The 16118-nt window shown below is 30.2% G+C and carries 14 protein-coding genes and 1 other annotated feature; of the genes, 12 read left to right on the top strand and 2 right to left on the bottom strand.

Translation table 11 applies throughout. The annotated features are described in order from the left end of the window. Positions 1-83: 83 nt before the first annotated feature. The 3 genes from L1S49_RS16515 (at position 84) to L1S49_RS16505 (ending at position 3291) form a co-directional block, all read left to right on the top strand. Positions 84-917, top strand: coding sequence for an HAD family hydrolase (locus L1S49_RS16515; RefSeq protein WP_238906489.1), 834 nt, complete (start codon positions 84-86; stop codon positions 915-917). Between the two features lie 160 nt (positions 918-1077). Then, positions 1078-1327 (top strand) — a binding site (T-box leader). Between the two features lie 324 nt (positions 1328-1651). Continuing rightward, the gene (locus L1S49_RS16510; protein WP_238906487.1) at positions 1652-2131 is read left to right on the top strand and encodes an Lrp/AsnC family transcriptional regulator; all 480 of its coding nucleotides are present in this window, start codon (positions 1652-1654) and stop codon (positions 2129-2131) included. Then, positions 2128-3291 (top strand): aminotransferase class I/II-fold pyridoxal phosphate-dependent enzyme, encoded by a 1164-nt coding sequence (locus L1S49_RS16505; RefSeq protein ID WP_238906485.1) that lies wholly within the window; start codon positions 2128-2130, stop codon positions 3289-3291. Before L1S49_RS16510 ends, L1S49_RS16505 begins: the two co-directional genes overlap by 4 nt. A gap of 38 nt (positions 3292-3329) precedes the next feature. On the opposite strand, the gene L1S49_RS16500 is transcribed toward L1S49_RS16505, so the two are convergent. Further along, on the bottom strand, positions 3330-4109 hold the full coding sequence (locus tag L1S49_RS16500; protein ID WP_238906483.1) for a 3'-5' exonuclease: 780 nt from the start codon (positions 4107-4109) through the stop codon (positions 3330-3332). A gap of 161 nt (positions 4110-4270) precedes the next feature. On the opposite strand from L1S49_RS16500, the gene L1S49_RS16495 reads away from it, so the two are divergent. Further along, on the top strand, positions 4271-4540 hold the full coding sequence (locus tag L1S49_RS16495; protein ID WP_073018489.1) for a hypothetical protein: 270 nt from the start codon (positions 4271-4273) through the stop codon (positions 4538-4540). 60 nt (positions 4541-4600) lie between these two features. On the opposite strand, the gene L1S49_RS16490 is transcribed toward L1S49_RS16495, so the two are convergent. Continuing rightward, positions 4601-5110 carry a GNAT family protein gene (locus L1S49_RS16490; protein ID WP_238906481.1) on the bottom strand — a complete coding sequence of 170 codons (510 nt, stop codon included), beginning with the start codon at positions 5108-5110 and terminating at the stop codon, positions 4601-4603. Between the two features lie 407 nt (positions 5111-5517). Between L1S49_RS16490 and L1S49_RS16485 the strand changes: the two genes are divergently transcribed. From L1S49_RS16485 to L1S49_RS16450, 8 genes are all read left to right on the top strand, one after another. Further along, positions 5518-7164 (top strand): glutamate synthase-related protein, encoded by a 1647-nt coding sequence (locus L1S49_RS16485; protein ID WP_238906479.1) that lies wholly within the window; start codon positions 5518-5520, stop codon positions 7162-7164. Between the two features lie 198 nt (positions 7165-7362). Further along, positions 7363-10887: a 5'-nucleotidase C-terminal domain-containing protein gene (locus L1S49_RS16480; protein WP_238906477.1), complete on the top strand. Its 3525-nt coding sequence runs from the start codon at positions 7363-7365 to the stop codon at positions 10885-10887. A 431-nt stretch (positions 10888-11318) separates the two neighbouring features. Next, a complete protein-coding gene (locus tag L1S49_RS16475) occupies positions 11319-11771 on the top strand; it encodes a GNAT family N-acetyltransferase (RefSeq protein ID WP_238906518.1) in 453 nt (150 codons plus the stop codon). 108 nt (positions 11772-11879) lie between these two features. After that, entirely contained in the window at positions 11880-12578 is a 699-nt protein-coding gene (locus L1S49_RS16470; RefSeq protein ID WP_238906475.1) for a response regulator transcription factor, read from the top strand. Continuing rightward, a complete protein-coding gene (locus tag L1S49_RS16465) occupies positions 12578-13942 on the top strand; it encodes an ATP-binding protein (protein WP_238906473.1) in 1365 nt (454 codons plus the stop codon). Before L1S49_RS16470 ends, L1S49_RS16465 begins: the two co-directional genes overlap by 1 nt. Positions 13943-14020: 78 nt before the next feature. Further along, complete coding sequence (locus L1S49_RS16460) at positions 14021-14554, top strand: ECF transporter S component (protein ID WP_238906471.1); 534 nt, start codon at positions 14021-14023, stop codon at positions 14552-14554. 46 nt (positions 14555-14600) lie between these two features. Further along, the gene (gene cax, locus L1S49_RS16455; RefSeq protein WP_073018516.1) at positions 14601-15644 is read left to right on the top strand and encodes a calcium/proton exchanger; all 1044 of its coding nucleotides are present in this window, start codon (positions 14601-14603) and stop codon (positions 15642-15644) included. 24 nt (positions 15645-15668) lie between these two features. Next, positions 15669-16118 (top strand): hypothetical protein, encoded by a 450-nt coding sequence (locus L1S49_RS16450; protein ID WP_238906469.1) that lies wholly within the window; start codon positions 15669-15671, stop codon positions 16116-16118.

Here is a 16118-nt window from a genome sequence, read left to right as displayed (position 1 = left end):
ATAATGAAGCTATAGAACTTAATAAATATAAGTGTAATAAAATAATCTTATATACAAAGATTAAAATAATTGGAGTTGATTAGGTGGAATTATTCATATCAGATCTTGATGGTACTTTGCTAAATAGTAATAAAGAAATATCAGTTTATTCTAAAAAAGTGTTAAATAATTTAATTAATGAAGGAATTAATTTTACAGTAGCTACAGCTAGAACGCCTGCTACAGTAATAGATATTCTTAAAGATTTAAGTATTAAATTACCCGTAATTCTTATGAATGGGGTTATAATATATGATATTAATGAAAAAAGATATATAAATATAGAATCAGTTGAAAGGTCCTTAGTTCAAGATATACTGAAGGTTTTTAAGAAAAACAACAAAAGTCCTTTAGTTTATGGAATTAATGATGATGAGCTTTATGTATATTATAAAGAATTTGTTTATGAAGTAGAAAAGGATTTTTATAAAGAAAGATGCAACAGTCCTTATAAAACTTTTCTTAAGGTAGATGAGTATATTGAATCTACTAAGAATTCAAAAATAATAAATTTTATAGCTTATGATAAACTTGAAGTTATAGAAAATATATATGCTGAGCTTTCAAAACTAGAAGGAATAACAGTTGATTATTATGAGGAGATATATAGAAAAGGCTGGTACTATTTAGATGCCTATAGTTCTAAAGCATCCAAAGCTAATGGAATAAAATTTTTATCAAAGTATGTAAAAACAGATAGAGTAATTTGTTTTGGAGATAACTTAAATGATATTCCTATGTTTAAAATATCAGATGAAAGTTATGCAGTAAATAATGCTAATGATGTTTTAAAAGCTATGGCTACCGCAGTAATAGAAAGTAATAATGATGATGCGGTTGCAAAGTTTATTGAGAAAAGAGTTAGAAAAGGGATATAGTTAATTTTAGATCTCAACTAATATAAAAGATATACTAATAATACTATAAAGAAAAAATAGTATTTTATCAGCAAAAGCTTTGAAAAAAACTTAAATTATTAATTATTATACAAAACTGTTGAAATGTTTTGATATTTAAGTTTATAATATATAAATATAGTTAAAGATGATGATGAGAAAGAGTACATGTGGAAAACTTTTAAGAGAGCTAAAGAATGGTGGAACTTTAGTAAGGAGTCTTTATGGAAGCAGTCTTTGAATCTTACATTGAGAACTTAAGAATTATTCTTAAATTAGATGTCAACGTCGACCTCACGTTATAGAGGATAGAATATTAAAAGTATTCTAACTGAGTGAGCAATTTATTGCTTATTAGGGTGGTACCGCGGAGTAGAGTCTTCGTCCCTTTATTGGGATGAGGACTTTTTTTATTCTTTAGAAATGATAATGAAACTAAAAATTGTGGATGACTCTATGAGATTAATTTATTACTAGATGTTAATGTTACTTCTAAAGAATAAAAAACAAGAATTTAGCGCCTGTAAGGATTAGATAAATGAATGTTTGTAGGTGCAGATTTTCCTCACATGCGTTTGGAAAGGCAGATGCGTGAAGGATTAGATGAGACTTGTGAAGAAGTCTCTACAGGCAGATGTGCAAAAAAAGTCGACGGCTCATAATCGCCTTGACGACTTTTTTATTTAAAAAATAGAGAAATAGGGGGCATTTTTAAAATGGATGAAATTTTAGAGATTTTAGAAAAAAATAGTAGGTATACAGATGAGCAAATAGCTGTTATGGCGGGGAAAACTGTAGATGAAGTAAGAGATGCCATAAAAGATTATGAGGAAAGAAGTATAATAGCTGGATATACTACTTTAGTAAATTGGGAAAATACAGGAAAAGAAACTGTGACTGCATTAATTGAAGTAAAAGTAACTCCTCAAAGAGGTGAAGGCTTTGATAAAGTAGCAGAAAGAATATATAAGTTTTTAGAAGTTAAAGCATGCTATTTAATGTCTGGAGGCTTTGATTTAACAGTAATAGTTGAAGGAAAAACAATGAAGGACGTTGCTATGTTTGTATCTGAAAAACTTGCAGTTCAAGAATATGTTTTAAGTACAGCTACACACTTTGTTCTTAAAAAATATAAAGATCATGGAACAATATTTAAAGAAAAGCAAATAGATGATAGGGAGGCTATATTTATATGATTTTAGAAAATATGATATTGGATAATGTTAAAAATATGCCTCCATCAGGCATAAGAAAATACTTTGATATGATAAATGAGATGAAGGATGTTATTTCACTTGGAGTAGGGGAGCCTGACTTTGTAACTCCTTGGAATGTTAGAGAAGCTGGTATTTATTCCTTAGAGCAAGGACATACACATTATTCTTCTAATGCAGGATTTGTTGAACTTAGACATGAAATTTCAGGTTATTTAAATAGAAGATTTAATTTAAAATACAATCCGGATGATGAGATAATAGTTACTGTAGGTGGAAGTGAAGGAATTGATATAGCATTAAGAGCTTTAGTTGGACCAGGAGATGAAGTTATAATTCCAGAACCAAGTTTTGTAGCTTATAAGGGCTGTACTGCTTTTACTGGAGCAACACCTAAGGTTTTAAATTTAAGAGCTGAAGATGAGTTTAAATTAACTCCTCAGATGTTAGAGGAAGCTATAACTCCAAAAACAAAGGTTGTTATAGTTCCATTTCCGAATAATCCTACAGGTGCAATAATGACAAGAGAAGAACTTGCAGGAATAGTTGAAGTTTTAAAAAATAAAGATGTAATAGTAATATCTGATGAAATATATGCAGAGCTTTCTTATGGAGAGGAGCATGTCTCAATAGCATCTTTCCCAGAAATGAGAGACAAAACTCTAGTTATAAATGGGTTTTCAAAGGCTTATGCCATGACAGGCTGGAGACTTGGATATGTTTGTGGTCATCCTATATTAATTGAAGCTATGAAGAAGATACATCAGTATGCAATAATGTGTTCACCAACAGTTGCTCAATATGCAGCTATCGAGGCATTAAAAAATTCTGATAGTAGTGTTAGTAATATGGTTAAGGAATACAATAGACGTAGAAGAGTTTTAGTAGATGGATTTAGAAAGATTGGATTAGATTGTTTTGAACCTTTAGGAGCTTTTTATGTGTTTCCAAGTATAAAATCAACTGGAATGTCATCAGATGAATTCTGTGAAAAACTTCTTATTCAAGAAAAGGTATTAGTAGTTCCAGGAAATGCATTTGGGGATTGTGGTGAAGGTTTTATAAGAGCTTGCTATGCATCATCTATGGATAATATAATAGAGTCTTTAAAAAGAATTGAAAGATTCGTTAAAAATAATTAAGTATAGAATATTTAAAACTGAGATTATTGAAGTTAATCTCAGTTTTTCTGTTTAGTAGTTGATATTTGAAACTGATTTGTTTTCCCCATTTTATAGGCTAATTCTATCATGGATTTTTCTTCATAAGTAAGCTCTCTTGAATACATCTTTTCAAATTGATTAAATAAGCTATCTTTATCAAGTTTAGTTTTAGGCTCAGTATTTCTAGAGTTATTATAAGAATAAGGTGAAATAAGTTTATTTAAGCTTGAAGAAGAGCCTTCAGCAGAATTAGATGAATTGATTTTTTTAAAGATTTCTGCTGTATATAAAGCATCATAAAATGCATCATGAAAATTATTGCTAGTAGGAATATCAAATATTTCAGTTGCAGAACTTAAGCCTATATTCATTCCTTTTTTTAAGTTAAGTTTATTTGAGGTCTGTCTTTGGACGTTTATATATAGTTTAGGAAGTAGAGATACATCTAAACCATGATAAAGCGTATTTCTATAAAGTTCTTTTATATCAGATAATCCCCAAACACATAGTACGCTTTCACCATCAAAAAGTTTAGTTAAATCGTTAAAAACTTCTTTAAAGGATTTTGAAGAGGATAAGTTATTCATTGATATACCTGTTAACTTTTCCACATATGGATTTAAGGCTTTGTATATTTCTGGTTTAATAAGTGAATTCATGGTAGATACAGTATTTAAGTGGCCATCTAATTTAATTAAACCTATTTGAATAATTTCAAAAGGCAATTTATAATTGATTTCATTTCCTGAAGTGTTAAGAGCTTGATTAAATTCTAAGTCTATTATTATATAGTTCATTTCTTTACTCCTAAAAACAGATATAAGATTAATATTAACTTATTAAAATATCTTTATGTAAGTCTTATAGTATTGATAATAATATAGTATTAAGTTATAATTCAATAAAAATATACACAATATAAAAATATATACAACAAAGTGGAGGATAACTATAGAATATGTTAAAAATCTGGGGAAGAATAATGAAAAATGGCAAGATAATCAAAGATGATGTTGTTTTTTCAGATATAGATGGGACTTATCAAGAGAATTTAAAGCAATGCTTAATTCAGTTATGTGATAAATTTGATATCTCAAAACCTTACTGGTTGCCTATAAATTTAGATCAATATAATCAAAGAAGCAAAACAATATTTAATGAACATAATTTCATAGAAGATATTGATTTTGATAAATTTGTCATTCAAGAAATAGATGATAAAAAATAACAAACGTTAAAAAGATGTATCACAAAACTGAAATGTTTTTTATGATACATCTTTTTATATTTAAGCAGCAATATTTAAAAAGTCATCTATTGATATTGAATATTGAGCTTCAACATTAAAATCTTTCTCTTTTTTAAACCCTATATTCTTAAAAACATTCATGGAACGATGATTTTTATATTTGATTTTTGCAATAACTTTATCTGCCCTCCAATGAAAAAATGAATGTTTTAATCCTTGGAAAATTGCATTTGTACCAAGACCCATACCCCACTTTTCTTTTTCTCCTATCACAATAACCATTTCAACAACTTTTCCTTTAGGAATAAGTTTAAGGAAGCCAATGGGAGAATCATTTCCTATAGTTAAAATAAAGAAACTTCCATTCTGACTAAATAAATGAGTTAAAATAGGCAGGTTCACCCTGCTCATGACTTGTCTAATGCTATTACCCACATTCTGATCTTCATTTAGATATTGAGTTACATCTGAATCCTCTAACCATTTTATAAGTTCAAAGGCATCTGATGAAAAAACTTCCTGCCGTAATAGCACATTACCAGCCTTCATTAATACATCTCTCCTTAAAATATAATAAAAAACCTATAAAAATAGGTTTCCACTTATATGGAAATACTATCACCAAAATTATGATTAGTAAAATAGATAAAATAGTGTTAGGGAAGTTTAACTTCAGAAGTTAGCATATATCTTAACTTATCTTCTAAATCAGCATTGCACTATAAAGATATATGATTTATAAAATGGAAAATAACAAATCATAAAGAAAAATGTTTATTTTATTGAAGAATATTAACAAAATTAATGATATAATACAAATATATCAATTAATTGTTGATAATTTTAAATGTGTTAGCTGATTAGGATTTGGTTTTTAAGTTTTGTTTAATGGCCATAAATAATGGCATTAATATATAAATTAAATACTTAGTGTATATTTTGAAGGAGGAAACTTAATGTTACAGTATCAAAAAAACAACGACGTTTTAGGAACCGTTAACAGAGGAAATCCAGCAGAATCGGGGCTATGCACTCTATGTAGAGCAGACTGTAATGGAAAATGTGAAAATTGGATGGCAAGTATGAAAGGAAGAAAAATACTGTATCCAAGAGATTTTGGAAAAGTTACTGCAGGAAGCTCTAATATAAATCATATTGGTGTCAGTTATAGTAATATTAGAATTCAAGGATATAATTATGGAGCAAGTGGACTTGCAGTAAATCTGACTAATAATGCAGATGATTGTATATTCCCTAATGTTAGTTTAGAAACTGAGTTTGGAAAAACACATAAAACAAAATCAAGAATTCCTATTATGACAGGGGCATTAGGGTCAACATTTATTGCTCAAAAATATTGGAGATCTTTTGCTGTTGGAGCAGCTTTAGTTGGTTTTCCTATAGTAGTTGGAGAAAATGTAGTAGGAGTAGATAAAAATGCCGTTATAGAAGGCGGAAAGATAGTTAAGGCTCCAGAATTAGATAGAAGAATTGAAGAATATTTAAAATATTATGATGGATATGGTGCTATAATTATTCAAATGAATGTTGAAGATACTAGAAATGGTGTAGCGGAATACGTAATAAATAAATATGGAGATAATGTAATTATAGAATTAAAATGGGGACAAGGTGCAAAAAATATAGGTGGAGAAATCCAGGTCAATTCTTTAGAATATGCGTTGTTCTTAAAAGATAGAGGATATATTGTAGATCCTGACCCAAGTATAAAAGAAGTTCAAGAAGCCTTTAAAGCTGGTGCGATAAAAGCTTTTGCAAGACACAGTAGACTAGGATATACAGACTTAAATAGCGTTGATGAAGTAAGAGAAGAGTTTATGAAGGCTATAGACGGCTTAAGAAGTTTAGGTTATAAGAGGATTACTTTAAAGACAGGCTCTTACGGAATGGAAGCATTGGCTATGGCTATAAAGTTTGCAACAGAGGCTAAACTTGATTTGCTTACAATCGATGGTTCTGGGGGAGGCACAGGAATGAGTCCATGGAACATGATGGAGTCATGGGGTGTACCATCAATAAATCTTCATGCCAAAGCTTATGAATATGGAAAGATATTAGAAGATTTGGGTTATGATGTAGTAGATATGGCATTTGCAGGTGGACTTGCTAAAGAAGATCAAATATTTAAAGCATTAGCATTAGGTGCTCCATTTACTAAATTAGTTTGTATGGGAAGAGGATTAATGATACCAGCCTTCCTAGGAGCAAATATAGAGGGTGTTTTATATCCAGATAGAAAAGATGAGATAAATGGTAATTGGAATTCGATGCCTAAACATATTTTAGATGAATTTGGAGGTACTCCTGAAAAAATATTCGCAGGTTACTACGATGTAAAGAAAAAAATAGGGGAAGAGGAAATGAGAAATATTCCACTTGGAGCTATAGCTGTATGGACTTTAGCAGATAAACTTTCAGCAGGATTGAAACAGCTTATGGCTGGTGTAAGAAAGTTCAATGTAAGTGATATTTCAAGAGATGATATATTCTCAGCTAATAGAGAAACGGAAAAAGAGACTGGAATTAAATTTATGACTGATGTTAAAGATGAAATTGCAAAAGAAATATTAAAAAGAAAATAATTAAACAAACTTTAGGGAAAGATGTTGTAAACTTATATTTAATTGGTTTGCAGCATCTTTTAACTTTACATAAAATATAGAAAATACATTTAACATTAAGATTACAAATGTGTTAAAAATTAACATAATATTAACAACATTTTCCTTTAAACTGAATTAAACTATACTTGAGAGTCTAAAAAAGAAGGGGGAAACATTTTGTTTAAATTTTTTAAATCAAAAAAGCTTATTTCTTCACTGGTTGCTTTGTTTATTGGTTTTAACTTAGCAACACCGACACTTAAGGCCTTTGCGGAAACTGGTAGCGATTCCATAAATGTAGAATTATTAGCTACAAGTGATCTACATGGGAAGTTTTTTACATGGGATTATGCAACTAACAAAGAGGATAAGACAGGTAGTATGGCACAACTTCAGACAATACTTAAAGGACTTAGAACTAATAATCCTAATTCTATTTTAGTTGATGCTGGAGATACTATACAAGGTAACTCATCTCAATTATTCTTAAACGATCCTATTCATCCAATGATTCTTGGAATGAATGAAATGGGATATGATACTTGGAGTTATGGTAATCATGAATTTAATTATGGAGTTCCTACTCTTAAAAAGATTACTTCTGAATTAAATTCAAAGACAACAGCTTTATGTGCAAATGTATACGAAAAAGATGGTGTAACAAGACTTGCAGAACCTTACAAAATTGTTGTAAGACCAGGATTAGATGGCGATACAGTTAAAGTAGCAATATTAGGAATGGTTACTCCGAATATTGTAAGATGGGATGCTGCTAATTTAAAAGATTATGTAGTAACAAATCCTGTTGATGAAGCAAAAAAATTAATACCAGAGCTTAAAGAAAAAGCTGATATAATAATTGCAGTAGTTCATATGTCAGAAAGTAATGAATATGATGAACAAGGGTCAGGAGCTATAGATTTAGCAAATGCTTGCCCTGATTTAACTGCAATAGTTGCAGCACATGAACACAAAGCAATGAATCAAGCATTCCATAATAATATTTTAACTACCGAAAACAAAAATGGAGCAGCAACTTTAGCTCAAATGAATATAAAACTTGTTAAAAAAGATAATAAATATGTAGTTGAAGATAAAACCAAAGATGTTACATCTAAACTTGTATGGGTTCAAGATCAAACTACAAAAGCTATAAACTATGAAGCAGACGCAGATTTATCTACTAAGTTTATGCCGTACCATGAAAGAGCAAAAGCAGATGCAGAAAAGGTTATAGGAACACTTAAAGGTGGAGACTTAGTACCATCAAATGAGATAAGTGGAATTCCTAGCGCTCAAGTTCAAGATACAGCTATGATTGACCTTATAAATAATGTTCAAATGAATTACACTGGTGCAAAAGTAGCTTCTTCTGCAATGTTTAATGCTAATGCAAACATCAAAGAAGGAAATATTCAAAAATCAGGATCAGCATTAATCTATCCATATGATAATACTTTATATAAACTTCAAATGAATGGAAAACAACTTAAAGCTTACATGGAATGGTCAGCAAAATACTATAACCAATTTAAACAAGGAGATTTAACAATATCCTTTAATCCAAATGTAAGAGCATATAACTATGATATGTTTAGCGGAGTTAAATATGATGTTGATATATCTCAACCAGAAGGAAGTAGAATTAAAAATCTAACCTGGTCAGATACAGGAAAAGCTGTTAAAGATGATGAAACATTTATTATTGCAGTAAATAATTATAGAGCTAACTCACACCTTCTAAAAGCTGGAGAAGTATTTAAACAAGGAGAAGAACTTCCAAAGCTTATAGAAAGCGATGTACAAGGTGGAGTTGGAGTAAGAGACTTAATAGGACAATATATTAAAGATGTAAAAGGTGGGACTATTACTCCAGAAGTAGATAATAACTGGAAGATAATAGGCAACAATTGGGACTCTGTACAAAGAGCTACAGCAGTTAAGTTAATAAATGATGGTACATTAAAATTACCAACATCAGAAGATGGTAGAACTCCAAATGTTAAATCTATAAACTTTAGTGATTTAAAAGGATTAGGATATAAAAATATTGACGTAGTATCCTTTAATGATTTCCATGGTTCACTTAAAGAAGAGGGGAAAAACATTGGAGCAGCTAAATTAGCTCAAGCTATAAATGATGTAAGAGCATCAAACCCTAACACAATAGTTGTTGCTGGAGGGGATATTTACCAAGGAAGTGCTATGTCAAATCTTAAATATGGTAAGCCAGTATCAGACATGCTTAAGGCTATAGGAATTGAGGCATCATCAGTAGGAAACCATGAATTTGATTGGGGGCTAGATTATATAAATCAATGGGCAAAAGATGGAGAATTTGATTTCTTAGCATCTAATATATATGACAAAGCTACAGGAAAACCTGTAACTTGGGCAAAACCTTATAAGGTAATAGAAAAAGATGGAGTAAAAGTTGGTCTTATTGGACTTACTACACCAGAAACAGCATACAAAACAAAACCTGAAAATGTTAAAAATTTAGAGTTTAGAGATCCAGTTAAAGCTGGTAATGAGTGGGCTGCTAAGCTAAAAAATGGTGAAGTTCCAGAAGGTAAAGTTGATGTAGTAATAGCTCTAACTCATCTTGGAGCAGCTCAAGATACAAAAACTGGAGTTATTACTGGAGAAGCAGCAGATTTAGCTAAAGGTGCAGTTGGAATAGATGGAATAATAGCTGCACATACACATTTACAAGTAAGTGGAACAGTTAATAACATTCCAATAGTTGAAGGTTATTATAATGGAAGATCACTTGCAAGATTAACTATAAACTTAGATTCAAACAATAAAATTTTAGGGGTAACACCATCTAGAGATGATCTTTATACAAGAGTTGCTACTTTAGCAGTTGATGGTACAGTTAAGGGGATTGTTGATAAATATAATGAAGAATTAAAACCTATACTTGATGAAGTTGTTGGTAGCACAGATAAAGATTTAACTCATGATAAAAATGTTCCAGGAGTTTCACTAATAGGACAATGGACATCAGATGTTATGAAAGCAAAAGCTGATACTCAAATAGCTATAACAAATGGTGGTGGACTTAGAATACCATTAATCGAAAAAGGTAATATCACTATGGGGAAAATGTATGAGTTGATGCCATTTGATAACACCTTAGTAAAAATGGAACTTAAAGGTTCAGATTTAAAAAGAGTTTTAGAAAATGCTATAGGAAATGAATCCATAGGATGGGGACAATTCACAGGAGTAAAGGTATATTATGATATAAATAAACCTTTAGGAAGCAGAATATTAGGAATGTACCTAATGGACGGAACTAAGGTTGATATGGATAAGTACTATACTGTAGTTACTAATGACTTTATGGCAACTGGCGGAGACGGTTATGACTTTACTGGTGCTAAGAATGTATTAGATACAGGAATTCCAATAAGAGAAGCCCTAGTTGAAAGCTTAAAAGAACTAAAAGCTAAGGGTAAAGAATTATCAGTTACTAAAGTAGAATATGCAATAGCTGGACAACCTCCAATATCAGGTGGAAATGAAGAACCACAAACTCCAGGAAATAATGGTGGAGAAACATCAGGAGGAAATCTTCCAAAAACAGGTTCATTAATAGATTTAGATACTTTGGGAGGATTAGGAGCAATTATAGCAGTCCTTGGAACAGTTGTATTAGTTAGAGAAAAGAGAAGAAGAAAAACAATAGCATAGTTGATAGTAATTAACATGAGGCCCATCAAACAAGAAAGTTGTTTGATGGGCCTCTTTTGCAGTTAAGTATTGAATATGAAAATATTCAAGCAAAACAGCTAAATGAAAAGCTTAGTAAGTACAATGAAGGAAAGATATGAGTAATTAAAAGTACTTTTGTAGGTTTGGTAAGTTTATGAAGAGGTAGAATTCATCGCTTTAGTACTAATATGTGAGCATATAAGTGAATTTAATAATAGGATCTTCTTTACTATAATATAAGTAAGATGATTAAAAAGTGAGGTTTTATTATGAAAGATATTATTATTAGAGAGGCACAAGATAAGGATATTAGTAAAATAGCGACTCTTATTTACAATACTGAGCCAGATCCTAAATACGTTTGAGGGGGAGAAACTCCTGAGGAAACATTAGAAAACTTAGAAAAATTAATCAGAGAAGAAGATTCAAGGTATAGTAAAGAAAATATAACTGTAGCTGCTTTTAATGATGAAGTTTTAGGTGCAATAGTTATGATACCCTATGAAGATTTAGATAAACTAACAATTAGGACTGATTTTAGAGTTATTAATTGGGTTGAAGGATTAAGAGATAAGCTCTATTTTTTAATGAAAAGAGTTAATTATATAAGATTTCGTGAATGTAAAAAAGGTGACTTATATGTATCTAATATTGCGACTTCATCTAGAGCAAGAGGTTTAGGAATAGGTAAAGCTCTTATGAAATATGCTGAACAAACCGCTAAGAAGGAGGAGTACAATGGTGTTTCACTATTAGCTAAGAATGAACAGGTATCAAAATTCTATGAGAAGTTAGATTACGAAAAGATATATGATAAGATTACATTTGGTGAAAGAATAATAAAGATGGCTAAGTTTGTATAAGATAAGAGATGTTGTGTGATATCATACAGCATCTTTTTTGTTTTCTTCATATAATCTTTAAAAAAACTTGATATAATTTAAGGGAATCTATAAAACTAGAGGTGAAACATGAACAACATATTGATAATAGAAGATGAAGAAAAGGTTGGAGAGGTAATTAAGGCCTATCTAGAAAAAGAGGGGTATAAGGTGTACCATGAAACAAGAGGACTGATGGGCCTTGAACTGTTTAAGAAAATAGATTTCAAACTTGTTATATTAGATTTGATGCTTCCAGATATCAGTGGAGAAGAAGTTTGTGAAAAGATAAGAAGTTTTTCAGACAATAAATCAGAGGTATATCTGTACATGTTAACTGCAAAAGGGTCATTAGAAAACAAGATAGAAGGCCTAAATATGGGAGCTGATGAATACTTAGTTAAACCCTTTAGCCCTAGAGAACTTACAGCAAGGGTAAATGCATTGTTTAGAAGAATAGGAGCTTTAGATAAAGCTGATATACTTTCCTTTAATGATGGTAAACTCATAATAAGCTATGATGAAAGACGTGTCTTGATAGATGGGAAAGGGATATCAGTTACTCCAAATGAGTTTGATATCTTATATGTATTAGCAAAAAATAACGGAAAAGTACTAACAAGAGAACAACTTATAGATAAGGTGTTTGGATTAGATTTTGATGGATATGATAGAACAATAGATGTACATATTAAAAATCTCCGTAAGAAGATAGAGGAAGATAGCAAAAATCCTAAATATATAATAACTGTAATGAAGGTAGGTTATAAATTTGGTGGTGATAGTTAGTGCAATCAATTAGAAGAAGATTAAGTATACTGTTTGTTGCATGCTCTATTATAGCTATTCTTTTTATAATTCTGTTTGTTAATCTTACTATAAACAATAAGTTTAATAAATACATGCAGGATATACAAGATAAGCGGTATGAAAGAATAGTTGATTACATGCAGGAAGTATATAAGAAAGATGGGAAGTGGAGTGAGAATTCGGGAAAAGAGTTAGCTCATGAAGCTTATATGGGAAGTTACTGCATCACTCTTTATGATAAAAATAAGGATGTTGTATGGGGCATGGACCCTAAAGATATAAAGTTTAACTCCATGATGATGGAGAATAATGGAATATATTCAACTAAAAAATTTGATATAGTTGTTGATAATCAAATAGTTGGATATGTAGATATAGGACAATATTCCTCTGTATTATTAACAGAAGAGGATATCAACTTTAAGTCATCTATAAATAAGAGTATCATCTTAAGTGGAATATCAGCTACGATATTAATAATAGGTATAAGTATGTATTTCTCTAAACAGTTTACATCTCCTATTAAAGAGGTTATAGATAGATCTGTAAATTTATCTAATGGGGAATTTGAAGGTACATCAAACATGAAAACTAATATCAAAGAATTAGAAGAGTTAAAAAGTAGTATTGATGTATTAGCTCAAAAACTTAGTAATCAAGACAAACTTAGAAAACAACTTATTTCTGATATGTCCCATGAAATAAGAACGCCTCTAAATGTACTTCAAAATAATCTAGAAGCAATGATAGACGGAGTTTTTCCAGTTACAGATGAAAGACTTAGTTATCTAAATGAGGAAGTTATAAGATTTGGAAAACTTCTAAATAATCTAGATACTCTAAAGGAATTTGAATCAGAAAGCATAAGATACAACTTTGAAATAATAAATTTAGAAGAACTACTAGATGATATATGTAAGGATTATTATATGATTTCCAAAAGAAAGAATATACAACTTAGTTATTTTGTAGAATCAAAAAATGACTTTAGTATTTCTGCTGATGTTGATAAGTTAAAGCAAGTTTTTATAAACTTAATATCAAATGCAATAAAGTTCACTAAGGAAAAAGGTAACATATCTATAAGATTATACTCGGAGAATAATAAGAGTATAGTTGAGATTAAGGATGATGGAGTAGGTATTAATAAGGAGGATTTGCCTTTTATATTTGAAAGGCTTTATAGAGGAGATAAAAGCAGGCACAAAACAGAAGGCAATGGGATTGGACTTACAGTAGTTAAAAGTATACTGCAGATGCATTCTGCAAAAATAGAAGTAGAAAGTGAAGTTGGAGAAGGAACTACCTTTAGAATATATTTTGAAGAAGCCATTAGGAATTAAATTCTGATGGCTTCTAATTGTTTAATATGGAAAATAATATAATATAAGTATATAATTTTATTAAAAGGAGGGAATGTCGTGGAAAATAAAAATACAAAAAATATCGTAAGAGCAGCAATACTATTAGCAATAGCTATAGTGGTACAGTTTATAGGAAAAAATGTTCCAGAAGTAAACCAATTTTTAGTTGGGCCATTAGTAAACAGTGTACTTCTGTTAACAGCATTTATCTGTGGAACTAAATGGGGAGGAATAACAGGAGCTTTAACACCTATAATGGCATTAATTGTTGGACAACTTGCCTCACCAATGATGCCTTTTATACCTTTTATAATGATAGGAAATATTTTATATGTAGTTGTATTTGGGTTATTAAAAGATAAAAAATTTGGTCTTTATATAGGAATTTTAGCAGGGGCATTTATTAAATTTATATTCTTATATTTATCAGCTACAAAGCTTGTGTATTTATTTGGATTAAACTTACCAGAAAAAATATTAGCAAAACTTGCAGTGTCAATGGGCTTTACTCAATTCATAACTGCAATAGCTGGTGGAATTATAACTGTGATTATTATAAAAATACTTAAACAAAGAAAGGTTATTATCTAAGATGTACTAGGATTATCTAGTACACCCTACATATTGGTGAAGACTTATGAAGATATTAAGATACTTATTAATTTTTATTCCAATCAGCATAGTGGGAGAGTTTTTACACTTTTCACCTACAATAATGTTTTTACTTGCAGCGCTTGCAATTGTACCTTTAGCTGGATTAATGGGAGAGGCAACTGAGGAAATATCAGTATATACAGGTCCTAAGCTTGGAGGATTTTTAAATGCAACCTTTGGTAATGCTACTGAACTTATAATATCATTTTTTGCACTAAAACAAGGATTATTTGATGTGGTTAAAGCCTCTATAGCAGGATCTGTTATAGGAAATATACTTTTGGTACTTGGAGCTAGTATATTAGCAGGAGGAATAAAGTATAAAACTCAAACTTTCAATAAAAAGGTAGTAGAAGTATCCTCAAGTATGCTTTTATTTGCAGTAATTGGACTTGCTATCCCTGCAATATTCACTCATACAGTGAGTCCAGAACTTTTAAATAGTAAATATGAAGGATTGAGTATTGTAGTTGCTGCAATAATGTTTATTATTTATTTACTCAGTTTATTTTTTAATTTTTATACTCATAAAGATGTTTACGCAGTTGAGCATGAAGAAGAAGGAGAAGCTAAGTGGTCTTTAAAGAAATCTATTTTGGTTTTAGTATTTGCAACAGTTTTAATAGCTGTGGAAAGTGAATTTTTAGTAAGTGCAGTGGAACCAATGACAGAAGCTTTGGGATTAAGCACCTTCTTTGTTGGTATAATTCTTATTCCTATCATAGGAAATGCAGCTGAACACAGCACTGCTATAGTGATGGCAATAAAAAATAAGATGGATGTAGCTATTGAAATTGCTATAGGATCAAGCCTGCAGATAGTTTTATTCGTAACTCCAGTACTTATATTCTTAAGCTTATTATTTACTCCTATGGATATAGTTTTTAATGAGTTTGAGCTTATATCACTCATAGTTGCAGTACTTATAGCTAATAGAGTAGCAAGTGATGGAGAATCAAACTGGCTTGAAGGAGTTCAACTATTAGCAGTATACGCTATAATTGGGGCAGCCTTTTTCATATTTTAATTTTGATAACTATAGGGGGATTTTATGAGTGAAAACAAGATAGAGAAAGAAAGAGAAGTATGGAACAAACAAAAAACTGTAGGTGAGAAAAAATTTATAGTATTTAGAACAGTGCAGTTTACTGCATTTATGATAATATTAATTATTGGATTGCATGTACTCACAAATTACATATTTGGTGTACCAAGTTATGATATTGTAAAAGTTCTTTTGTTATCAGTACTATATATAATGATACTAATATTTCTAGGCATAAAAATGAGTTCTTCAATATGGGTTAAACAAACAATAAAGTTTGATGGAATTCATGGTCTAGTAACAGAACTAGAAGACATTGAATTAAAAAACCTCATTTTAAAAGGTGAGAAAATCATGGCTGCTAAGCGATACAGGATAGTTACTGGAGCTAAACTTAGAGAAGCTATAAGATATGTGGATTTAATAAGTGAGTATTATACTAAAAAGAAAGATTAA

The sequence above is a fragment of the Clostridium sp. YIM B02506 genome (assembly GCF_022324845.1).
Taxonomy (GTDB): Bacteria; Bacillota; Clostridia; order Clostridiales; family Clostridiaceae; genus Clostridium_T; species Clostridium_T intestinale.
Note: the sequence above shows the minus strand (reverse complement) of the source record. Positions and strands in the feature narration are given on the sequence as shown.